The sequence below is a fragment of the Paenibacillus sp. FSL H8-0168 genome (genome assembly GCF_038592955.1).
GTDB classification, from domain to species: Bacteria; Bacillota; Bacilli; order Paenibacillales; family Paenibacillaceae; genus Paenibacillus; species Paenibacillus polymyxa_B.
In genome coordinates, this window is the sequence record NZ_CP151948.1 from 4,445,227 (window position 1) to 4,466,582 (window position 21,356).

18 protein-coding genes are annotated in these 21,356 nt (G+C 47.2%); 7 read left to right on the plus strand and 11 right to left on the minus strand.

Going from position 1 to position 21,356, the window contains the following annotated elements; genetic code table 11:
• Positions 1–54: 54 nt before the first annotated feature.
• Positions 55–1,383: an extracellular solute-binding protein gene (locus MHI21_RS19600; RefSeq protein WP_342418757.1), complete on the minus strand. Its 1,329-nt coding sequence runs from the start codon at positions 1,381–1,383 to the stop codon at positions 55–57.
• 284 nt (positions 1,384–1,667) lie between these two features.
• On the opposite strand from MHI21_RS19600, the gene MHI21_RS19605 reads away from it, so the two are divergent.
• Positions 1,668–2,708, plus strand: coding sequence for a LacI family DNA-binding transcriptional regulator (locus MHI21_RS19605; protein WP_342418758.1), 1,041 nt, complete (start codon positions 1,668–1,670; stop codon positions 2,706–2,708).
• Between the two features lie 84 nt (positions 2,709–2,792).
• Here the strand turns inward: MHI21_RS19605 and glpK are convergent, their stop codons facing one another.
• Together glpK and MHI21_RS19615 are read right to left on the minus strand one after the other, a co-directional pair.
• Positions 2,793–4,286 (minus strand): glycerol kinase GlpK, encoded by a 1,494-nt coding sequence (gene glpK, locus MHI21_RS19610; RefSeq protein ID WP_061828827.1) that lies wholly within the window; start codon positions 4,284–4,286, stop codon positions 2,793–2,795.
• 32 nt (positions 4,287–4,318) lie between these two features.
• Positions 4,319–5,143, minus strand: a complete 825-nt coding sequence (locus MHI21_RS19615; protein WP_342418759.1) for an MIP/aquaporin family protein — start codon at positions 5,141–5,143, stop codon at positions 4,319–4,321.
• A 317-nt stretch (positions 5,144–5,460) separates the two neighbouring features.
• Between MHI21_RS19615 and MHI21_RS19620 the strand changes: the two genes are divergently transcribed.
• Positions 5,461–6,939, plus strand: coding sequence for a PTS transporter subunit EIIC (locus MHI21_RS19620; RefSeq protein WP_342418760.1), 1,479 nt, complete (start codon positions 5,461–5,463; stop codon positions 6,937–6,939).
• A 119-nt stretch (positions 6,940–7,058) separates the two neighbouring features.
• On the opposite strand, the gene MHI21_RS19625 is transcribed toward MHI21_RS19620, so the two are convergent.
• The 7 genes from MHI21_RS19625 to MHI21_RS19655 form a co-directional block, all read right to left on the minus strand.
• A complete protein-coding gene (locus MHI21_RS19625) occupies positions 7,059–8,198 on the minus strand; it encodes an acyltransferase family protein (RefSeq protein ID WP_342418761.1) in 1,140 nt (379 codons plus the stop codon).
• An 87-nt stretch (positions 8,199–8,285) separates the two neighbouring features.
• Positions 8,286–8,906 carry a malonate decarboxylase holo-ACP synthase gene (locus tag MHI21_RS19630; RefSeq protein ID WP_342418762.1) on the minus strand — a complete coding sequence of 207 codons (621 nt, stop codon included), beginning with the start codon at positions 8,904–8,906 and terminating at the stop codon, positions 8,286–8,288.
• Positions 8,900–10,573, minus strand: coding sequence for a biotin-independent malonate decarboxylase subunit beta (mdcD, locus tag MHI21_RS19635; protein ID WP_342418763.1), 1,674 nt, complete (start codon positions 10,571–10,573; stop codon positions 8,900–8,902). The genes MHI21_RS19630 and mdcD overlap by 7 nt, the downstream gene beginning before the upstream one ends.
• Positions 10,563–10,862 carry a malonate decarboxylase subunit delta gene (locus tag MHI21_RS19640; RefSeq protein WP_342418764.1) on the minus strand — a complete coding sequence of 100 codons (300 nt, stop codon included), beginning with the start codon at positions 10,860–10,862 and terminating at the stop codon, positions 10,563–10,565. The genes mdcD and MHI21_RS19640 overlap by 11 nt, the downstream gene beginning before the upstream one ends.
• A gap of 28 nt (positions 10,863–10,890) precedes the next feature.
• On the minus strand, positions 10,891–11,715 hold the full coding sequence (locus tag MHI21_RS19645) for a triphosphoribosyl-dephospho-CoA synthase (RefSeq protein WP_342420227.1): 825 nt from the start codon (positions 11,713–11,715) through the stop codon (positions 10,891–10,893).
• 4 nt (positions 11,716–11,719) lie between these two features.
• Positions 11,720–13,366, minus strand: coding sequence for a malonate decarboxylase subunit alpha (gene mdcA, locus MHI21_RS19650; RefSeq protein ID WP_254326813.1), 1,647 nt, complete (start codon positions 13,364–13,366; stop codon positions 11,720–11,722).
• A complete protein-coding gene (locus tag MHI21_RS19655; protein ID WP_342418765.1) occupies positions 13,363–14,226 on the minus strand; it encodes an acyltransferase domain-containing protein in 864 nt (287 codons plus the stop codon). Before MHI21_RS19655 ends, mdcA begins: the two co-directional genes overlap by 4 nt.
• 174 nt (positions 14,227–14,400) lie before the next feature.
• On the opposite strand from MHI21_RS19655, the gene MHI21_RS19660 reads away from it, so the two are divergent.
• From MHI21_RS19660 to MHI21_RS19680, 5 genes are all read left to right on the plus strand, one after another.
• Complete coding sequence (locus MHI21_RS19660) at positions 14,401–15,273, plus strand: LysR family transcriptional regulator (protein ID WP_341163276.1); 873 nt, start codon at positions 14,401–14,403, stop codon at positions 15,271–15,273.
• Between the two features lie 229 nt (positions 15,274–15,502).
• On the plus strand, positions 15,503–16,786 hold the full coding sequence (locus MHI21_RS19665) for an extracellular solute-binding protein (protein ID WP_342418766.1): 1,284 nt from the start codon (positions 15,503–15,505) through the stop codon (positions 16,784–16,786).
• A 32-nt stretch (positions 16,787–16,818) separates the two neighbouring features.
• Positions 16,819–17,694, plus strand: coding sequence for a sugar ABC transporter permease (locus MHI21_RS19670; RefSeq protein ID WP_165179212.1), 876 nt, complete (start codon positions 16,819–16,821; stop codon positions 17,692–17,694).
• A 22-nt stretch (positions 17,695–17,716) separates the two neighbouring features.
• Entirely contained in the window at positions 17,717–18,544 is an 828-nt protein-coding gene (locus MHI21_RS19675; protein ID WP_023989996.1) for a carbohydrate ABC transporter permease, read from the plus strand.
• A gap of 148 nt (positions 18,545–18,692) precedes the next feature.
• On the plus strand, positions 18,693–19,865 hold the full coding sequence (locus MHI21_RS19680) for an iron-containing alcohol dehydrogenase (protein WP_342418767.1): 1,173 nt from the start codon (positions 18,693–18,695) through the stop codon (positions 19,863–19,865).
• A gap of 57 nt (positions 19,866–19,922) precedes the next feature.
• On the opposite strand, the gene MHI21_RS19685 is transcribed toward MHI21_RS19680, so the two are convergent.
• Positions 19,923–21,341, minus strand: coding sequence for a sodium:alanine symporter family protein (locus tag MHI21_RS19685; protein WP_023989998.1), 1,419 nt, complete (start codon positions 21,339–21,341; stop codon positions 19,923–19,925).
• Positions 21,342–21,356 lie beyond the last annotated feature (15 nt).

Below are 21,356 nucleotides of genomic sequence, written 5' to 3' on the forward strand. Positions count from 1 at the left end.
ATTATTATGGGAGCTTTGCAGTTGCCCATTTGTTCTCCTGTAAAATCTATAGATTTATTTAGGGGCTGCCGCATCCCAGTCTGCCTGAGATTTCTGGGCAAGCTCCAAAGGCGTCTTTAACGGACCGGCAGGCGCCAAAAATTCCGCATGTACGCTGGCTTCCTTAATGTACTGTCCAACATTCTTACGATTGATAAACAGCTGATCCCAAGAGAGCTTGAAGTTTTCCAGTGAAGGCTGGATTTCATTAACAAAGTCGCTGCTTATCTTCACATCAGACTGTGTTGGCAAAAATCCAGCAGCGTTCACGAAATCGGTATAGTTCTGCTTCTCGGAGAGCATTTCAAGCCATTTGATCGCATAATCCTTGTTTGGCGATTTTTCCAATACCAGCCAGGTCATATCGTACTTGCCTGCAAGGTTTTTATTTTTGGCTGGATCGTTACTGCCCGGAATCGGGAAATAACCAAATTTCAGCTCTGGATTGGCTGTCTGGATCGTAGTTGCATCCCACGTACCATCCGCAATCATAGCTACACGTCCTGAAGCAAACAAACTTGGCAAGGTTCCATAGTCAATCCCCATAAATCCACCAATGGCGTTGTTCATCAAAACTTGTGTTTTTTCCAGCACTTCAAGCTGGGCGTGGTCTGTCAGCTTCGTCTTACCTGTCCACAGCCCTTTGATATACTCCAGCTGATCATCATGGATAGAGGCTTGAAGTCCTTGGACAGCAAGGTTAATAGGCCATACATCCTTACCGCCAAAACCAAGCGGCTCTACGCCATTATCCTTGAGTACCTTCATCACATTCACCAGTTCGTCCCATGTCGTCGGCACAGTAAGATTATATTTTTCAAAAATCTCTTTGTTGTAAAACAGACCTGTCAGGGCCACCTTTCCCATGTTTACGCCGTATACTTTGTCGTTATAGGTCATGGCATTTTTGACATCTGTAGGATTATAGTTTTTGATAAAAGCTTGATCCGACAGATCTGCAATGAGTCCTCCCTCAATCCACTGCTTCCACATCGGATCAGCAGCTCCCTTAGACCATTCCTGCGGTGCGCCTACGAAGCTGAATTTCAGAGGAATAATGTCTGCATCACCGGTCGAACCAGCATTCATACGCGTTTGCATCAGTTGATCATAAGTTGAATCAGCAGGAACCGTCGTATACTCCACCTGAACATCGGGATACTTATCTTCAAACTTTTTATTAAATTCCTTAATATAGTTATTAATATTTTCCTGCTGCCAATGAATAATCTTTAACGTGACCTTTTTATTCCCGTTCTGTCCAGCTTCACCACCTTTGCCGCAAGCGGCCAACACCACTATTAAAGCGGTTACAATAAGTAAAGAAAAACACTTTTTCAGCATTGCAAAATTCCCCCTGTACTCTTAGAATAAATGCATTTACTTTTACGAAAGCGGTTTAGTTAATTACAGCTACTATTATGTATCGGATAGCCTGTATTTGTAAATAGAGAATTGTAAATTATCAAATAAAACATAAATCACCGTTATTACTCCTTAAAATATTAGGCAACATCCTTTATTCACACTGTTGACTCGCTTCTATGAGGTAGCATAGAATACGAGTAATCATTAAGTTTGAAAAGAAAAGTCAATTTAACTAAATCAGTTTAGTTACGGAGGATTCCATGAATATAAAAACAATAGCTAGCATGGCAGGCGTTTCAGTGGCAACGGTTTCGAAAATCATTAACAATTACACAGACATCAGTGAGGAAACCCGACAGCGGGTACTTAAAATCATGGAGGAAACAGGCTATAGACCCTCCTCCTCGGCCAAAACGCTTGCTACCAAAAAATCTAATCTGGTAGGCGTTATATTTGCCGGCAAGCTGAATGTTGATTTTAGTCATCCTTTTTTTGTAGATATCATTAATGTCTTCAAAAAACAGATTGGCTTGCTCGGTTACGATCTGCTATTTTTCTCAAATGAGAAATTTCTGGATAATGGAGAGGACTATTTGGCTCGCTCGAAATATTTTTCAGTGGACGGGTGCATTATTATTGCTGGAGATGAGGTGGAGAAGAGTGTTTTTGATCTCGACGCCAGCCCTATCCCCTGCATCGGTGTCGATATTGAGCTAACCGGAGCTAGTTCCTGCTACATTATGTCCGACAATCAGAAGATTTCAATGAAAGTTGTTGAGCACTTTTACATGAATGGATACCGCGAAATGGGTTTTATAGGCATTGAACGCCCCTCCTTAGTTATTAAAGAGAGAGAGGATGCCTTTATCGCTTCACTAAAACGGTTTAGTCTTGATGTTAGACCTGAATGGGTCGTGTATGGTAAGGACTACGCGGCAGAAGATGGATACCAGGTCGCTAAGGCGTGGATACAGCAAGGAAATTTACCAAAAGCTATTTTTGCAGCTACCGACCTGCTTGCTTTTGGTGCCGTACGTGCTTTCAAGGAAAGCGGCTTGAGGGTACCCGAGGATATTGCTGTGGTGGGATGTGATGATATAGAAGCCTGTCGTTATACCGAACCTCCACTGACGACTGTAAAACAAGACAAGCAAAAAATAGGCCGTCTAGCCGCTATGGTGCTGTTTGACCTGATGAATAAACAAATGGATACGAAATGTATTAAAGTAGAGCCGGAACTAGTCATTCGTAGCTCCTGCGGAGCCCGGCAACATTGGAACCATACGAAGGTCAAGAGTTAGCATATGCCTTAAAAAAGATGACTCCTGATAAATTCAGAAGTCATCTTTTTGCAGTTTAATATTATAGACTCATCGCTTAATCTATTACTTGTAGGCCATCGTCGCATTCACAGCCTTTTTCCAGCCTTCATACAAGCTTTCACGTGTTGCTTCATCCATATTCGGGGCAAAAGAGGTTTCCACCCTCACCCGCTTGCGAAGTTCATCCGTACTCTTCCAATATCCAATAGCCAAACCTGCCAGACATGCAGCCCCCAGTGCCGTCGTCTCATGGATAACTGGCCGCTCCACTGTTGCATCCAAAATATCGCTCTGGAATTGCATCAGAAAATTGTTCAATACAGCTCCTCCATCCACCCGCAGCAATTTCACTGCAATACCTGAATCAATCTCCATGGCTGTAAGCACATCCTTGGTCTGATAAGCGAGTGACTCCAATGTGGCGCGGATAAAATGCTCCTTCGTGGTCCCGCGTGTCAAACCGAACATCGCTCCGCGCACCTCACTGTCCCAGTAGGGGCTGCCCAGTCCGACAAAAGCGGGTACAAGATACACTCCTTCCGTAGACGAAACACGGGCGGCATAGGGTTCACTATCCTTCGCTTCACGGAACATACGTAGCCCGTCTCGCAGCCACTGGATCGCCGACCCCGCTACAAACACACTCCCCTCAAGTGCGTATTGCACTTTGCCTTCCTCCAGTCCCCAAGCGATGGTCGTAATCAGGCCGTGCTTGGATTCCACTGGTTGATCCCCCGTATTCATCAGCATGAAGCAGCCTGTGCCGTAAGTGTTTTTGATCATCCCTTTTTCGTAACATGCCTGACCAAACAAGGCTGCCTGCTGGTCACCTGCTGCACCAGCGATCGGTACATTCTGACCAAAGAAATGATAATCCACGGTGTGCGCATATACCTCGGAAGAAGGTCTTACCTCAGGTAGCATGATTTTCGGAACACCCAGAATGTCCAGCAGCTCTTCGTCCCACTTTAGTTCATAAATGTTGTACATCAGCGTCCTGGCTGCATTGGAGTAGTCCGTTACATGTGCCGTTCCGCCGGATAGTTTCCAGATCAGCCACGAGTCAATCGTACCGAATAACAGGTCACCTCGTTCTGCCTTTTCCCGCGCGCCCTCCACATGGTCCAGTATCCACTTTACTTTAGTGCCTGAAAAATACGGGTCGATCAACAGGCCTGTTTTGCTGTGAAAAAGCTCCTCGTGCCCTTGCCGCTTCAATTCTTCACAGATGTCCGAGGTTTGGCGTGATTGCCATACGAGTACGTTATACACAGGCACTCCTGTATTTTTGTCCCATACAGCCACCGATTCTCGCTGATTGGTAATGCCGATGGCAGCCACTTGATTTGCTTTTACACCGGATTCGGAAAGACAGGAGGCAATGACCCCGAGAATAGAGCTCCAGATTTCATTCGCATTCTGCTCTACCCAGCCCGGATGAGGAAAATACTGCGGAAATTCTCGCTGAGCCGAGTACACTACATCTCCTTCGCTATTGAACAAAATTGCTCTTGAGCTTGTCGTTCCCTGATCTAGTGACAAAATATATTTTCCCATTGTTCATCTCTCCCCGTGTAAATCCATCGTTTTTACGCTGTAAGTTTGTGATCCATTTTATGATTTTTATAAGTTCGACTCATACGGAAGGTAATCAAGAGTACAACCACGATGATCCCTAGTAAAATCCAAAAAGCCGGAGTCACACTCCCCTTAAAAACGGCCTGATAAAATGGCCCTGCGAAAGATCCCCCCAATAGCGGTCCTATAACGGGCACCCATGCATATTTCCAGTTGGACGCCCCCTTACCGGGAATCGGTAGTAAATAATGCATCAGACGCGGCCCAAAATCCCTCGCTGGATTGATGGCATAGCCCGTTGTGCCTCCAAGGGATAAACCGATACTGACAACTAAAAAACCAACAATCAGCGGTTTCAGGCCGTCTGTAAATGAATTGGCGCCAAACGACAGTAAAGCAAGAACAAAGATGAAAGTACCTATCATTTCACTAAGCACGTTGCCAAACGGATGATCAATAGCTGGTCCTGTCGCGAATACACTGAGTTTGGCTGCTGTGTCCTCCGTCTCTTTCCAGTGGGGCCAATAATGCAAAATAACGATCACTGCACCTGCCATAGCTCCAAGAAGCTGAGCCACAATATAGCCGGGAACATCTTGCCATGGAAAACTACCCTGAAATGCCAACGCCAGTGTAACTGCCGGATTCAAATGCGCTCCGCTGATTTGACCCACTGCATACACCGCAATAGCTACCGCGAGCCCCCAACCCATTCCGACCACAATCCAGCCGGAAGCGTGGGCAAATGACTTTTTCAGGGATACCCCTGCGCACACTCCGCCACCTAGGGCAATAAGAATCATTGTCCCTATGAATTCGGCTGCGTATGGCGACATACAACCTACCTCCTCAATAGATCATCCGATTTTGATCGTTTTCATCGCACAAAAAAAGAAAAGCCATCACAAACCAACCCTGTGCTGTACCATGGGATGTCTGCGTGGCTCTCTTGTCTCCGTCACGATTATTAACTTAAATTTGATACTATATAAGCATGTAAGCGATGTCAACTGCGGATTTACGTTTCTTCATAGCTTAAAATAATCGTTGACCATGTTAGATTCTCCGATTTATGATGTGAAAAAATGGTTTAATGTGAGGATTTCAGGATGAATACGACACTCCCAAACTCGATGAAGAAGGGAAGAATGTTATGCTGAAATTTCTGCAAAAAATCGGCAAGTCGTTAATGCTTCCAGTAGCCACTCTACCCGCTGCAGGGATCTTGCAAGGATTAGCTCTGATTAATTATGAAACGGATATACCACTTGGTCCCGGAGTTGGCGGATTTCTGAATCATTATGTCACACCTTTTCTGAACGAGGGGGCGGGGGCCATCTTCGGTAACCTTGCGCTCATTTTCTCCATTGGTGTTGCCATTGGTCTGGCAGGCGACGCAGTAGCCGCATTATCGGCAGTCATTGCCTATATGGTGCTGACCCGTATTTTGGCGGCAGTGCCGGGTATATTTGCATATATTCCAGACGACGTCAAGCTGGACATGGGCGTATTGGGTGGTATTTTTATCGGTGGATGGTCTGCTTTTCTGTTTAAAAAATATCATAATATTCAGCTCCCGGATTGGCTTGGCTTCTTCTCAGGCAAACGCTTTGTCCCCATGATCACCGCCTTCACGACCATGATTCTGGCCATTCTGCTCGGTATGATCTGGAGTCCGATACAAGATGGGATTGCAGCCTTCGGCAACTGGATTGTCGGCTTTGGTGGAATTGGGTCGATGGTATTCATGGTTGCGAATCGGCTGCTGATCCCGCTCGGATTGCATCATGTGTTGAACTCGATCGCGTGGTTTCAAATTGGTGACTACACCAATGCTGCAGGTGAGGTTGTTCATGGTGACCTGACGCGTTTCTTCGCAGGCGATAAATCGGCAGGTATGTTCATGTCCGGCTTCTTCCCCATTATGATGTTCGCTCTGCCGGCAGCGGCCCTCGCATTCATTCATACAGCCAAACCGGAAAAACGTAAAGCAATCGCTTCCATCTTCATCGGTTCTGCGGTGGCATCATTCCTGACTGGAATTACCGAACCCCTCGAATTTTCATTTATGTTCATTGCACCATTGCTTTACGGCGTTCATGCTCTGCTGACAGGTCTGAGTGGCCTAGTCGTGTATCTCCTGGATGTCAAACTCGGTTTTTCTTTTTCAGCAGGACTCATTGACTATCTGGTCAATATGAAGCTCTCCACCCACCCATTGCGAATGATCCCAGTCGGGCTTGCCTTTGCCGGCGTGTATTACTTCCTGTTCCGATTCATCATTCTCAAACTCAACCTAAAAACTCCTGGGCGTGAAGACGATGTAGAAGACAGTCTCCTGTCTGAGGCTAACGAATCTGTACCCAATGGAAAGGCAAGCACCACATCCAACACTCAGTCCAGTCAGGCAGGCAAGGTACTAACTTACCTCGGCGGTTCAGACAATATCCAAAGCATTGATGCCTGCATCACGCGGCTGCGTCTTGTCGTCAAAGACGACAAAGCGGTTAACGATCAAGCTCTCAAGCAGCTCGGAGCGTCGGGAATCATCAGGCTTGGTAATGGTACCCTGCAGGTTATTTTCGGGACTCGGTCCGAAATTCTGAAAGATGAAATACAGCGGCTGATGTAAGTAAAAGGGTATCTCTTCAATCATCGAGATACCCTTTTGGGTTGCCGTCAATCTGCCAATAACTTAGGTACACCTAAATTATAGTATAATATATACGTTGTTACATGTACTATTTTCTTTTAGGTACTTATCTTAGATTGGTGCTGTGCGCTCTTTTTTTGTTTCAACAATAACCATTCACGACATACCTTTACCTTTATCTGCGCAAAGGCATAGACGACGCCGAAGGAGCAGGCCACAGTCGTCAGATAAACCAAAAGCAACGCTACAAATAAAGGAAGCTGACTTACCAAGTCACCGACCAAGCGCAGCACGATGACCAGAATGAATACGTTCGCTGTAAAGGCCCTGTACGCATAAGTAGAGAACCATTTGTAATAGGGAAGTGAACGGGAATTTACGCTGATCAAATGTCTTGCCAGCATGTAAATCAGGAAAATCACTACCAAACTGTACAAGGTCATGGACGGCTTCAGATAAATCAGATTGCCAAATGACATATGCTTGAATCCAAAGCTTAAAAATTCGCGATTTATCCAAATGAGAATAAGTAGCATCACCGGAATGAGTATGAACTGAATCCGTCGAAGCACCCCGTCAAATTTTCCCTTGAACACCCAAGCGATTCCGCCTAGTAGAGCATATATAAAATAGCTGACGAAAAAGCGGTCAAGGTATAGCAAACTGGACGCATAAGCTCCGTGGAATACATAGGTATAATACATCCATACCCAGGCGCCGAAGATTATAAAGCTCACAATAAGCAACGGAATGACCCGTAAAGGCTTAGCCAGGTACTTATAGCAGACGAAAATAATGACTGGCATCAGTAATTGAAATTGCAGCATCATCACTGTGTACCAATATTGCGGTGATGAATTACCGAGCACATAAGACTCAATGAGCGTCCAAAACGAAGTAACGTGTTGATTAACCTGTATGTGCGGGAAGAAGAGCAAGCTGGCTGACGCCCACAGAAAATAAGGAATCACGAGCTCGCTGAATTTTTCCTTGTAAAAATGTGATACCCTGGTATGCTGATTATTCATCACCATTCCATACACGATGGCAAAAATAAAGACTGGCGCGGTATATTTCACTAAATTATAAATAACGCCTAGTAAGGCCAGATCCGTGTTAGTGTGGGCATACTTCAGTAACATGCCCAGAACGCTTTGCAGGATCGCTCCGCTGACGGCAAACACCTTTAAGATGTCGCTTTCATTAATATTAACTTTTGGGCCGGTAGTGTTTTCCATAATACGCACTTCCCCTTTGAGAGCTTATGTTGGCTTACGTCAAATGGTCGTGCATTCCTCCCTTTTGCCGTTGGTATAGTACATCCATCATTGCCAAGGATTGCGGACGAGCTTCGGACCTGAAGAAGTTCGCAGCACCACGGTGCTGGTCCGTCTCTCAAGGATCTCGCGCAAGACGTAGGTGCCGTCCTTCACCTCCAATTGAATATCGATTCGAACGTCCAACTGCTCCAGCTTGCGCAAGAGGCCTTCAGCTGTAGAATAATCAATAGCCTCAGAACCATCTATTACGAGATCAAGATCACTGGTTGCCTTCACAGCGGGATATCCCGTCACTATTTCGAATCCTGCACTTCCTGCTGGTCCCCAGCGCCAATCCGCCATCATTTCTGCTACAACGTCCATCAACTGAAGAACAGGCTGTTGTCGTCTCTCTGTGGACAAGGAGTTCCACATCTGATGTTTCGCTATCGCGTAGGGAGACACGATCTGGCACACCCCCTTCGGGTCCAGAAATGCAGCTTCCCGTTGATTCCGTTCCTGTCCACGTACTCCGACGGGAATACAACCATCCGCCGACGGATCAGATCGGCGAACGACCACAAAGGGGGTCCGCCTCAGCGAGGCGGTTACCCACTCCTTGTCTTCATTTAAGGAGAGATATTTCAAATTGGACACTTCAATCAGATCATGTGGATGGATTACCATTGCTCCAAAAGCGCATCTCGAACGCTACGGGTTGCAGTCCGCCCGCCCGCCATAGCTTCCTTGGTCTGCAATCGGAAGCTAAGGTCACGGGGCGCTCCTTTCGTACTCTCGATAGCCTCGGAAACGGTCTTTTCCACGATGGCTACATCGCTGCTCTGTGGATCGTCTGCATGGATACCGCTCAGCATCTGATATAATGCCCCCAGAGTACTGTAGCTACGAACGTCGTAGGCCATAGCTGGAACCTTCTTGGTAGCTTCATCAAGCTCGGCAATCGTCCGCTTGGTAATTCGAGCAGCAGAAGCCTTGGACATGGCCTGAATATTGACCTTGCTGTCATCCAGTGCGATCAAACGATTCGATTGCAGCCCATGCGCGAGGAAGCCTCCGGAAATCGCGTTACCGACAATCACACCGATGACTGGATGACCTTCTAATCTAGCGGTTGCGTAAGCATCTGCACTTGCAGCCAGTGCAAGACTGATACCGACCATTTCTTCCTTATAGCCATAGGCTTGACTCGGTACATCAATGATGGCAATGATCGGACGTTTGGTTTCTTTTTTCTCATCTTGACGGATTGCGTCCCTAATAATTTGAGCCACCGTCCAGCCTTCAAGCATACCAACCTCGCCGTTTCTGACACGCGGGAATCGGTTGGAGGCATCCGGAACAATGGCGATATATCTGCACAATTGCCCGTTCTTTTCCACGTCGACCGCAAGTACTGAAGGAACATCGCTGACCGGGTGAGCAATGCCCGTCAAGCGGGAGAACCAGCGATAACCTCTACTGTCCGACATGTCGGTTGCGCCCTCTTTTGCCAGCGGGACAGGCTGCTTCACAGGCTGTATCTGCTTGTAAAATTCGCGATAACGATCAGGTGTCCAAGGTTCTGTAGGATCAAGATTTTTCAACAGGGTCAGATAGAAATCGATTTGCTCTGTTTTAGCAGGCTTCGCCGGTGCCTTGAGCGCAGTATCAATCGCTTCGATAACTGCATCCGTCGTATCTTCCACCATTTCGTCAATCAATCCGGTTTGGAAGCGCTGGTTGGCTCCGATTGTGTTCCAAATTAAGGCTTTGTCGCTTGAATCGAACTCCATAACCCCTGCTTCCTGCTCAATGACCTCCGGCCCGTTCAGACCGAGGCGCGCTTTCTTCGTAGCAATCAGAGTGGTAAACAATTCTGCAGTAATGGACATTCCCCCAAATGCCCCTACGCGGCCCGGGATCAATCCGATAACAGAAACGTATTTACGCAGGGCAACGATCTGGGTGGCAACCTCCGAAATCGACAACAATCCATAGTTCGCTTCCTGTAGCCGAACGCCTCCTGTATCGAAGATCATGACGGGATATAGTTTGTTCCCTCTCTTATTCTCTTCCAGTGCCAGTTCGAGCGCTCCGGAAATTTTGGCCCCGCTGACTTCTCCAATCCCCCCTCCTTGAAAAGCGCCTTCCATCGAAATGATCAAGACCTTCTGTTTGTGTATTTCGCCAAGAGCCAGAATGATCCCGTCATCGCTCTGAGGAACAATGCCTTGCGGCTCTAGGTGAGGGGATTGGATTTTGTCCAACGGCCCAAGTATCTCACGGAAAGTCCCTTCGTCCAGCAGCGCTTTGGCTCTCTCGCGTCCATTCAGCTCCACAAAACTATTCTGCATAATCCAGCACCTCCAGCACTTGCGTAAATCTAAGCATTACTACACCCGGAGTAGCTCCGAAGTCATGAACTGTAATATTGGCAGTAATCGGATAACGGTTAAAAAAACGGGTCAGGACATTCTCCCATACTTGTCCAAATCCTTCACTGCCTGTTAAAATGCTGACGTTGGTGGTCTGGCCTTTTACAGGCTCTACAATAATCTCCAAATCTCCCGAACCGACAACACCGATATGTGCCGGCTTACAGATGGGCTTCGCAGTCTGGTATTGAAACTGTAATTTTTCCATCCTTCAGAAACACCTCCAATTAAAAGTATCAATCGATAAGAAATAATGTGGCAGCTAGCAGGTCGGCACTGCCTCCGGGCGAGAGTTGTCTAACATTGCAATACTCGGACAAGCGGTAGAGCAGCTTTCTGCCAGACTGGGTTCTTAATCCGTCTGCTGCAAGGAACGCTGCGGACATTCTCTGAATCGCCATCAGATCCGTCAACTGACCGCGGTGCAGGATGCAGGTATCATCCACACTTGCCATCAAGGCCAATAAAGCTTCTATGCGTGCTTCCACCTCTGTCTTCCCACAAGCCCTGGCGCGCAGCAAAGCAGGCAAAGCTTCGTCCCGGATGTGTGGAAAGCCTAGCTTCGCTTCTTCCTCTGCCCCTACTACCGCGTATCTCTTCTTAACCGATTGTCCATTCGTCTGCTGCACCGGGCGATACCGGTCATGGAACGATGCGATTCTTCCTGCAATACTCATAATCTGATGTGGATCCCGTTCCCTTGGAAATGCTGCCCGTGCACTGGTTAAAAGGCCAAGGGCCCAAATGGCACCCTTATGTGTATTGATACCGTTCGTTGCACTGAGCATCACCTTCTCGCCCTCCCGTCCGATTAGAGCTATCTTTTCGCGCAAAGTCTGGTCCACCGGGTGAAGGTATGACACAATGGCTATTTCCCGAAACGTATCCTCCAATACTCTCGCGGATGCAAGCATTAGCTCGATGGACATATCTGTATGAGAGCCATTGTCTCTGGCATCGACAAGTCCAGGCTTGGGCGTAAGAAGAGCCTCTTCCATCAGTGCCTTTACAGCTTTGGCAGCCAGAGAAGCCGCGAAAGCTGTATGCTTCATCGTGAGCATGGCTTTAAGACCAGCTCCGGAATTTAGCCGGCGGATCATACAATCCGTCTGACCAATCTACGAGATCGTTAATCGTCTGTGCTGCCAGCATCGAGCGCTTGGCTTGTCTGCGCATGATCCCAAGATCCTCCGGATAGGCCACGATCCCTCTGTCACGCAACAGGCTTGCATCGCTTTCATTACTTTCCATTCCTAAAGGCGTTACGCCTCCGATTGCCGCGAGCGCCTTCTTTCTCTCCTCTATGCTGTCCGTCTTGTAGAGGTATGCAATGCCTTCCTCGGTAAGGACGTGGGTGACATCATCCCCGTAAATCATGACTGGCGTAATGGCAAGACCAGATTCATCCTTCACCTTGATGGCATCTAGCGAATCTACAAATACTGGCTTTTTGTTGGCACCGTATGTTTCAACCATCTGCACGACCAATTTCCGGCCTTTAGAGAGTTCCGTCGGGCGCTCGATCATGTCAAGCCAGGCAGGAGTCGCATGTCGCCGCCCCCGAGGATCATGCCCCATATTCGGCGCTCCTCCAAAACCGGACAATCTGCCGGAAGTAACGGTAGACGAATTACCTGCACAGTCCATTTGTAGCGTTGATCCGATAAACATATCTACAGCGAACTGGCCTGCAACCTGACACATCGCGCGGTTGGAGCGCATAGATCCGTCCTTGCCGACGAAGAACACATCTGAACGAGCCGCAATGTATTTCTCCATACCGACCTCGCCTCCAAAGCTGTGAATGCTTTCGACCCAACCCGATTCAATCGCCGGAATCAAAGTTGGATGCGGATTCAGGGCCCAGTGCTTGGCAATCTTCCCTTTCAGGCCAAGCTGTTCACCATAGGTCGGCAGCAAAAGCTCAATCGCTGCAGTATTAAAGCCAATGCCGTGATTAAGCGACTGCACCTGATGTTTTCCATAAATACCCTTGATCGCCATCATGCCCATCAGGATTTGCAGTTCAGTAATATTCTGCGGATCACGGGTAAACAGTGCTTCCAGTGCGTACGGTTTTTCGGCCTGTACAATGACGTCGACCCAGGACGCTGGAATATCGGTTCGCGGTAGCTCATCCACGATTTCGTTAACCTGCACGATTACGATCCCATCCTTGAAAGCCGCCGCTTCCACGATCGTCGGAGTTTCTTCCGTATTGTTTCCGGTATACAGATTGCCCTCGCGATCTGATTTGTCTGCCGCTACCAGCACCACATCTGGAATAAGGTCAATGAAGAGACGTCCGAACAATTCCAAATACGTATGGATGTCACCGAGCTTAAGTATCCCGTCATCAATCATTTGCGCAACACGCAGGCTTTGGGAGCCACTGTAGGAGAAGTCCAGCTTCCCGGCGATGCCCTTCTCGAAAATATCCAAATGTTCGGGTCTTGAAATGCTGGACATAATCATATGCAAATCATGCACTTTGCCAGGATCGACTTCCAGCAGCTTCTGGGAAAGGAAAGACGCTTGCTTCTGGTTATCTCCTTCCAGGACGACCTTCGCGCCTGGATCAATTAGCGCCTCCATCAGGTCGACAATTCGGGAGGAGTCGATGTATTTTCCGTCGAGCCACTTTTCCACCTTTCCTAACTTTTCCTGCTTTTTATCACGTTTTTGTGACCAGGATCGCAGTACTTTATTCATTCTTCTTGCTCCTTCCATTTTCTAATCAGATACTGAGTCGCTTCCAGACCGATTTCGTCCACGGCCATTTGCCGGGTACTCTTGTGGGCTTGCTTAACAAGTCTGGAAAGAGTATGGCCCGGCGGCATTTCGATGAAACAGTCAGCTCCCGATTCGACGCAGACAGCCGCCATATCCATCCACTGGACGGGATTTGCTACGTTTAGGGCAAGGTCCTCCGCAATTTTTTCCTTGGCTTTCGTCTTTCTGCCCGTATGATTCACCAAATAGGGTATTTGAGCGTCCCGCAAAGAAAAAGTGTGTATTTTCAGCAATAGCTTATTGGCTACCTCTGACATCAACGGGGAGTGTGAAGGAATCGGAACCTTCAGAAGCGCCGTTTTAGCGCTCCCAAGCTCTTTCACTTGCATAAATGCTTTATTTAACCCTACCAATGATCCGGATACGACGATTTGTTGCTCTGAGTTTATATTCGAGAGATAGACTGGCGTCGCCTCACTATGGGAGAGAAGCACGGCTTGTTGAACCTCTGCCTTCGTAAGCCCCATAATCACACCCATTCCATAGCCTTCAGGGAAGGCTTCTTCCATCAACCTGGCACGGAGCCATACGATCCGAAGCGCATCCTCGAACGAAAGAACTCCCGCGATGACCGCCGCAGGAAATGCACCAATGGAGTGCCCTGCCACGAATTGGGGCCGGATCCCCTGCTCGATCAACCGATAGGCTATTGCCGTCTCCTTAACGAAGAGTGCCGTCTGAATCCAGACCGTTGAGCCCATAGCCTTCTCATCATCACGCAGTTCATTTCCGATGATACTTGTTGCCTTTTTCACATACTCGGGCACATTTTGGAGCATTCCAGGAACCTGTGACCCCTGGCCGGGAAATGTAAAAACGATGTTCAGAATCTCACCACCTTTAGCGGATTCAATTTCTTACATTGTCAATTGTAATAAGTGAGCAAATACCTGTAAAATATATATATTCACATATAATCGATAACCTAATGGTTATAAAGGAGCTACTCCATAATGGATTATTTGCAGCTTAAGTATTTTCAAGTGACCTCGAAGTATGAACATGTCACACGTGCCGCGAACGAATTGTTTATCTCACAGCCTGCCTTAAGTAAAATGATTAGAAACCTGGAGACAGAATTGGGTGTGCAGCTATTTGACCGCGAAGGAAAACATATCGTACTGAATGAATATGGAAAGAAATTTCTGAAAAGAGTGAATCAGTCGCTCTCAGCGCTAGAGCAAGGCGTATCCGAAGTCAAAGAAATGAAGAACGAAAAGGTAGAGGTCATCACGTTATACGTCGCCGTTGGCTCTATGCTATTACCCAACCTTGTCGGTAAGTTTCGCGATCTCTACCCTCAAATTAGATTCAACCTGACCCAGCACCCTGCGATGGTGAAGAAAGGACTGGCGTACGATTTTGCGATTACGTCCGAAGAGTTGGCAGACAACGAGCATGCGATCCTGCTGGAGGAGGAAATTTTGCTTGGCGTACCAAATTCTCACCCTCTGAGCGCTCAGAACACCGTATTACTGAAAGATCTAGAGCATGAGAAGTTTATCAGCCTTACACCTGGTAATTCGCTTAGGAAAACAACGGACCGCTTTTTTACTCATATCCCTTTTGAACCGAACATCGTCTTTGAAAGTGATGATCCGGCTACGGTAAGAGGGTTGATTCAAACAGGACTTGGCATCTCCTTTATTCCTTCTATCCTGTGGAGGAACGTCGTAACCGAAGACATCAAGCTGCTTCAAATCAGGGAGCCTCGATGTATGCGAACAATCTATCTGTCCTATCCTGCTGGGGAACTGCACACTGATATAGAGAAATCGTTCTTCGAATTCATCATTGAATTTTTCCAGGATATTGCTCAGCATTGACGATTTAGATTCCTTTTGACATAATATCTGCCTTATTGTTTTATCATCCTTCGAATTAGTAGGAGCAATATCTTTAGAGTATTTAATTTCTATACATGCTTTGTTTCAATTTTTTTGTTTTTGGTTAAGTCAATGCACATAAATGGGTAACAGCTTCATATGATGGAGCTAAACCATTTACAACTTGTTTAGCAGGCAGATTATCTCAGACAGCAAGGAGGGAAATGATGTGAAGACAATACAATGGCTGGTATTATGTCTTGCTTTTCTCACGATGTTCAGTGCTTGTAGTGAACCCTCGTCCTCTGAAAGTCAATCATCTGAAACTAATTTGTCAAACGAAAAAAAGATAACGCTTACATTGTGGTACTGGAACCGTTCCATTGACGATGAACTACTCGCTCAGGCGGAAAAACAATTTCCCAACATTGAATTAAAAACTCAAAAAATAGGCGGTGACTTCAAAGCCAAACTGAAGACAACGCTCGCAGCCCGTTCCGGTGAACCAGACATCGTAGCTCTGAACGATTGGATGGTGGAGCTGTTCCCCAGTGCGGATCGTTTTTATGACTTAAGGGAACTCGGAGCAGACCGCTTGAAGGATCAATATTTGGAATGGAAATGGAATCAAGGGATCACTCCTGATGGTAAAATGATTGCATTTCCCATGGATACTGGGCCTACCGCCCTCTTCTACCGAAGTGATCTGTTTGAACAAGCAGGCTTGCCTAGTGATCCTGAAAAGGTTAGTGCCTCCATCCGCACATGGGATGATTACATGGCAGCCGGAGAACAACTTCAGCAGAAATTCGGAAGCCGTTCATTTTTGGCTGATAATATTGTAAACGTTTACAATCAAGTGCTCGCTCAGCACACAAACCTTTACTTCAAGTCGGATGGCAGCTACATCGGCAATCAATCTCCTGACATCCGTCTGGGCTGGAAAACCGCTGTCGATTTCCACAAGAAGCATCTGCTCGCCAATGCGGATGGCTGGACTCCCGAATGGAACGCTTCGGTCAATAACGGCAAAATTGCCTCTTTTGTAGGGGCTATCTGGATGAAGCAAGTTCTCACAGAGGCCGCGCCGGATACAGCGGGCAAATGGAGAGTCGCCCGTGCTCCTGGAGGAGACGGCAACCTGGGTGGTTCTTTCATTTCTATCCTCAAATCCAGCAAACATCCCAAAGAAGCCTTTGAAGTCCTGACCTGGCTGCAAAACCCGGAACACCAGCTGGAAGCCTACCACAAAATCGGACTGTTCCCGTCCACTCCCGGCGTCTATAACGATCCTATCATGGGGACACCCGAGCCTTTCTTTGGTGGTCAGGCCACCGGACTCATCTTTGCCACCTCCGCACGTCATGTGAAAAGCAGCTATTTCGGCGAGCGCTATCCTGTCATCCACGGCATTGTGACCCGTCGCCTTGCTAATGTCGCCAAGCAGGATGCCAATTCCGATGTATTATGGACGGAAACCATGGATCGAATCGAACGAGAATTACAGCGGTAAAAAACAAAATTCAAAAAAGGCGTGTGGACATTATGCTGAGAGAAATCTGGAAGCACCGTGCCGTTTATGCTGCGATCTCGCCGTTTTATCTGCTGTTTGGCATCTTTGGACTGTTTCCGATTGGTTTTTCATTATATCTAGCGTTTCACAAATGGGACGGGATCGGGGACATGACCTACAACGGCTGGGGCAACTTTCGCTACCTTGTGACAGACAATGAATTTTGGCAGGCTGTAGGCAACACCTTTGTGATCTGGGTGTATGCAACGATTCCGATGCTATTCTTCGCACTGATTATTGCCTTTCTGCTTTATGCCCCTTTTGTGAAAATGCGCACCTTATGGCGAGTTGGATTCTTCCTGCCCAATGTGACGTCTATTGTGGCTGTTGCCATCATATTTGGTGCCTTATTTGCCAACAATTTTGGATTTCTCAACTACCTTCTGCAACTCTTGGGACTACCCATGGTTCAATGGTTGAATGTGCCATGGGGTATCCAAATTGCCATTTCTTCTATGGTCGTATGGAGATGGATGGGCTATAACGCAATCATCTATTTGGCCGGACTCCAGAGTATTCCGCATGTGCTGTATGAGGCCGCCAAAATAGACGGGGCAACCGGAGCGCAAGCTTTTTTCCGCATCACTATCCCCATGCTGCGCCCAGTCATTCTGTTTACAGTCATTACGTCCACCATCGGCGGTATGCAGCTCTTCACCGAGCCACAGGTCCTGGTCGGTAATGACGGCGGTTCCGGGGCAAGTGGCATGACCATCGTTTTATACCTGTACCGCGAGTCGTTCATTAACAACTATTTTGGATATGGTGCAGCCGTCGGATGGGGCATGTTCCTCATCATTGCTCTATTCTCCATCATAAACTGGAAACTCGTTCAAGGTAAAAAATAACGATGGGAAGGAGCTTCACAACATGATGCAGACACGCGCAAAATCCTTTGTTTTATATGCCGGATTGTTGGTGGGAATCATCCTGTCGATGTTTCCATTTTACTGGCTGATCGTCATGGCAACTCGTACCACTTCAGACATCTATCGTTTTCCACCGCAATTGTGGTTTGGCAGCCACTTCTTGGATAACATAACGAGAGTATTACAACAGATTAATTTTGCCGGAGCCTTTTTTAATACCCTTTTTGTAGCCGGTTCGGTTACCCTATTAGTTCTGTTTTTCGATTCACTGGCAGGTTTTGCATTCGCCAAGTTTGATTTTCCGGGCAAAAAAGTGCTATTTATCGTTCTGCTAGCTACGATGATGGTCCCTTCACAACTTTCGCTTGTCCCCTCCTTTGTCATGATGGCCTCCTTTGGATGGGTAGGTACGTTCAAAGCGCTTATCATCCCGGGGATGGTAAATGCCTTCGGCATTTTCTGGATTCGTCAATATGCGGAAGAATCCATCCCAAAGGAGCTGCTGGATGCGGGCCGGATGGACGGATGCAGCTTTTTTCGACTGTACTTGAATGTAGCACTGCCTATTCTACGTCCTGCGTTCGCTTTTCTCGGCGCCTTTACCTTTATAGGAGCCTGGAATGATTATTTATGGCCGTTAATCGTCTTAACGGATGAGCGTAAATTCACGCTCCAGATTGCACTGTCACAATTGAACGGAATTTACAATACGGATTATGCGATGGTCATTGCGGGCACCCTGCTGGCTGTACTGCCACTTATTATTTTGTTTCTTTTTATTAGCCGCCAGTTTATTTCCGATCTTGCCGCTGGAGCGGTCAAAGATTAGATTTACTTGAATTCCCTTATTCATTTCATGTATAATAGTTAATCGTCATTTCAAATAGCTTACATGATGAAGTTAGGTATCCAACAGGCAATCAGGTTAAGCGATTTACGATTTGAACATGAACTATGAACTGAGGGGAACTTTCCAGATGAACAAATTCACATATTATAACCCCACCAAATTAATATTTGGAGACAATCAAATTGAAGAACTGCAGCAGGAGCTGCTGAATTACGGCAAAAATATTTTACTGATATACGGAGGCGGAAGTGTCAAGCGAAATGGTCTGTATGACCAGGTATTAAACGCGTTAGAGCCACTACATCTTAACATTCATGAATTGTCCGGCGTAGAGCCGAATCCGCGCTTGTCCACCGTTAAGAAGGGCATCGACATTTGCCGAAATGAAAACATCGACTTCTTACTTGCAGTAGGCGGCGGAAGCGTTATTGATTGCACCAAAGCCATCGCAGCAGGGGCTAAATATGACGGCGATGTGTGGGATATTATCAACAAAAAGCACATGCCGACCGAGGCTCTACCATTCGGCACCATCCTCACACTCGCCGCCACCGGTTCAGAAATGAATCCGGATTCTGTCATCACCAACTGGGAAACGAACGAAAAATACGTATGGGGCAGCGCGGTGACGCATCCGAAATTTTCGATTCTGGACCCAAAAAACACCTTCTCTGTGCCACGTGATCAGACGGTATATGGCATGGTGGATATGATGAGCCATGTGTTTGAACAGTATTTTCACAATGTTAAAAATACACCGTTGCAAGATCGTATGTGCTTTTCCGTGCTGCAAACCGTGATCGAAACTGCACCTAAACTGCTGGAGGATTTGCACAACTACGAGCATCGTGAAACGATTTTATATGCCGGAACGATTGCTCTTAACGGAACACTGCAAATGGGCTACTTCGGGGACTGGGCTTCGCATACGATTGAACATGCATTATCCGCTGTATATGATATTCCTCATGCTGGCGGTCTGGCGATCCTGTTCCCCAACTGGATGAGACATACGGTGGATCAGGATGCTGCACGCATGAAGCGGCTGATGCTCAGCATGTTTGATTTAGATACCACTGGTAAAACGGATAAGGAAATTGCTTTGGAGGGGATTGATCGTCTTAGTGCATTCTGGACAAGTCTCGGTGCCCCTTCCACCCTGGCCGATTACAATATTAATGATGAGCAATTGGAAAAAATCGCAAACATTGCAGCCCGTGAAATGGAATACGGAGGCTTTGGTAATTATAAAAAGCTAAATCAAGAAGATATTTTAGCTATTTTGCGTGCATCGTTATAACATTCAAAAGGGAGTGTCCTCAAGCCTCTGATGGCTGAGGGCACTCCCTTTTGGAATTTATGAATTAACCGTTTGTCCCTTTTCTTCTACTTGAATAGCTGCCCCTACACTGGCACCTGCAAGAATGCCCTTTTTCTTACTAGAATTCAGAGAATCCATATAGGTTCGGGTTTCCGCAACTACAATTCCTGATAAGCCGAGCAGTGCAATCAGGTTCGGGAAAGCCATCATTGCGTTAAAGATATCTGCCAGCAACCAAATCGCATCCAGTTTAATGAACGCGCCCCCGGCAACGAGTAGAATGAACAGATAACGGTATGGCTTAATCCACTTGACCCCAAGCAAGTATTCAACACAGCGTTCCCCGTAATAGTTCCAGCCGAGCATGGTGGTGAACGCGAACATAATCAGAATAATTGTGAGCAGTTCTGCCCCCAGCGGGAATGCGCTGGAAAATGCTTGCTGAGTCATCAGGCCCGCATCGGTAGGCCCGCTCCACACACCGCTAACCAGCAGCGTCAATCCGGTCATCACACAAATAACCATCGTATCAATAAACACGCCTGTCATGGAAATTAGCCCTTGCTCCGCAGGCCATTTGGTTTTAGCAGCTGCGGCTGCAATCGGTGCGCTCCCCAATCCGGCCTCATTGGCAAAAATACCTCTGGCTACCCCACTTCGCATCGCCAGCATAATCGTAGCTCCGGCAAATCCGCCCGTTGCAGATGTAGTTGAAAATGCCGAATGAAGCACCAGCGCGATTGCGGCAGGAAGTTGGTCAGCAAACCGAATCAGTACGATGAGACAGATCAGTACGTACAAGCCTGTTTTAAAAGGAACGACCTTCGTCGATACCTTGGCAATGCTTTTGAGTCCTCCAATGGTAACCAGTCCTGTAAGGATCGCAATAATCAGTGCCGTTACAATAGGCGGAACGCCAAAGCTGTTCTCGGTCGAAGATACAATCGCTTTGACCTGCGGAAACGTTCCAATCCCGAACAACGCTACCAGCATGCCCGAAAAAGCAAACAGCATCGCCAGCGGTTTAAAACGGCGTCCAAGACCTTTCTCAATATAATACATCGGGCCGCCGGAAAATTGTCCATTCCTATCTTTCACCCGGTATTTTACCGCAAGTACACCTTCCGCATATTTTGTCGCCATCCCAAAAAAGGCGGCAACGACCATCCAGAACAAGGCACCCGGCCCACCCAGCTTAATGGCTGTCGCTACGCCGACAATACTTCCTGTGCCAACTGTAGCCGCCAACGCTGTACTCAAAGCCGCAAAACTACTTACATCCCCGCTGCCTTCATTCGGGGCTTTACCGATCAGCTTGATCGCTAGGGGCAGGCGGAATACCTGCAGCATCTTCAAACGTATGGTCAGCCATAACCCCGTTCCCATGACAAGAATGATGAGAGGCGCCCCCCATATCCAGCTACTAATCGCTTCTAACACATGTACCAAATTCATTTCAACCCGCTCCTC

What these genes read in the sequence shown, in the direction of transcription:
- MHI21_RS19640 (WP_342418764.1), bottom strand. Translation starts at nt 10,862, where the DNA reads ATGGAAAAATTACAGTTTCAATACCAGACTGCGAAGCCCATCTGTAAG.
- MHI21_RS19615 (WP_342418759.1), bottom strand. Translation starts at nt 5,143, where the DNA reads ATGTCGCCATACGCAGCCGAATTCATAGGGACAATGATTCTTATTGCC.
- MHI21_RS19625 (WP_342418761.1), bottom strand. Translation starts at nt 8,198, where the DNA reads ATGGAAAACACTACCGGCCCAAAAGTTAATATTAATGAAAGCGACATC.
- MHI21_RS19680 (WP_342418767.1), top strand. Translation starts at nt 18,693, where the DNA reads ATGAACAAATTCACATATTATAACCCCACCAAATTAATATTTGGAGAC.
- MHI21_RS19605 (WP_342418758.1), top strand. Translation starts at nt 1,668, where the DNA reads ATGAATATAAAAACAATAGCTAGCATGGCAGGCGTTTCAGTGGCAACG.
- MHI21_RS19660 (WP_341163276.1), top strand. Translation starts at nt 14,401, where the DNA reads ATGGATTATTTGCAGCTTAAGTATTTTCAAGTGACCTCGAAGTATGAA.
- mdcA (WP_254326813.1), bottom strand. Translation starts at nt 13,366, where the DNA reads ATGAATAAAGTACTGCGATCCTGGTCACAAAAACGTGATAAAAAGCAG.
- MHI21_RS19670 (WP_165179212.1), top strand. Translation starts at nt 16,819, where the DNA reads ATGCTGAGAGAAATCTGGAAGCACCGTGCCGTTTATGCTGCGATCTCG.
- MHI21_RS19630 (WP_342418762.1), bottom strand. Translation starts at nt 8,906, where the DNA reads ATGGTAATCCATCCACATGATCTGATTGAAGTGTCCAATTTGAAATAT.
- MHI21_RS19685 (WP_023989998.1), bottom strand. Translation starts at nt 21,341, where the DNA reads ATGAATTTGGTACATGTGTTAGAAGCGATTAGTAGCTGGATATGGGGG.
- MHI21_RS19675 (WP_023989996.1), top strand. Translation starts at nt 17,717, where the DNA reads ATGATGCAGACACGCGCAAAATCCTTTGTTTTATATGCCGGATTGTTG.
- glpK (WP_061828827.1), bottom strand. Translation starts at nt 4,286, where the DNA reads ATGGGAAAATATATTTTGTCACTAGATCAGGGAACGACAAGCTCAAGA.
- MHI21_RS19620 (WP_342418760.1), top strand. Translation starts at nt 5,461, where the DNA reads ATGCTGAAATTTCTGCAAAAAATCGGCAAGTCGTTAATGCTTCCAGTA.
- mdcD (WP_342418763.1), bottom strand. Translation starts at nt 10,573, where the DNA reads ATGCAGAATAGTTTTGTGGAGCTGAATGGACGCGAGAGAGCCAAAGCG.
- MHI21_RS19600 (WP_342418757.1), bottom strand. Translation starts at nt 1,383, where the DNA reads ATGCTGAAAAAGTGTTTTTCTTTACTTATTGTAACCGCTTTAATAGTG.
- MHI21_RS19655 (WP_342418765.1), bottom strand. Translation starts at nt 14,226, where the DNA reads ATGCTCCAAAATGTGCCCGAGTATGTGAAAAAGGCAACAAGTATCATC.
- MHI21_RS19645 (WP_342420227.1), bottom strand. Translation starts at nt 11,715, where the DNA reads ATGCTCACGATGAAGCATACAGCTTTCGCGGCTTCTCTGGCTGCCAAA.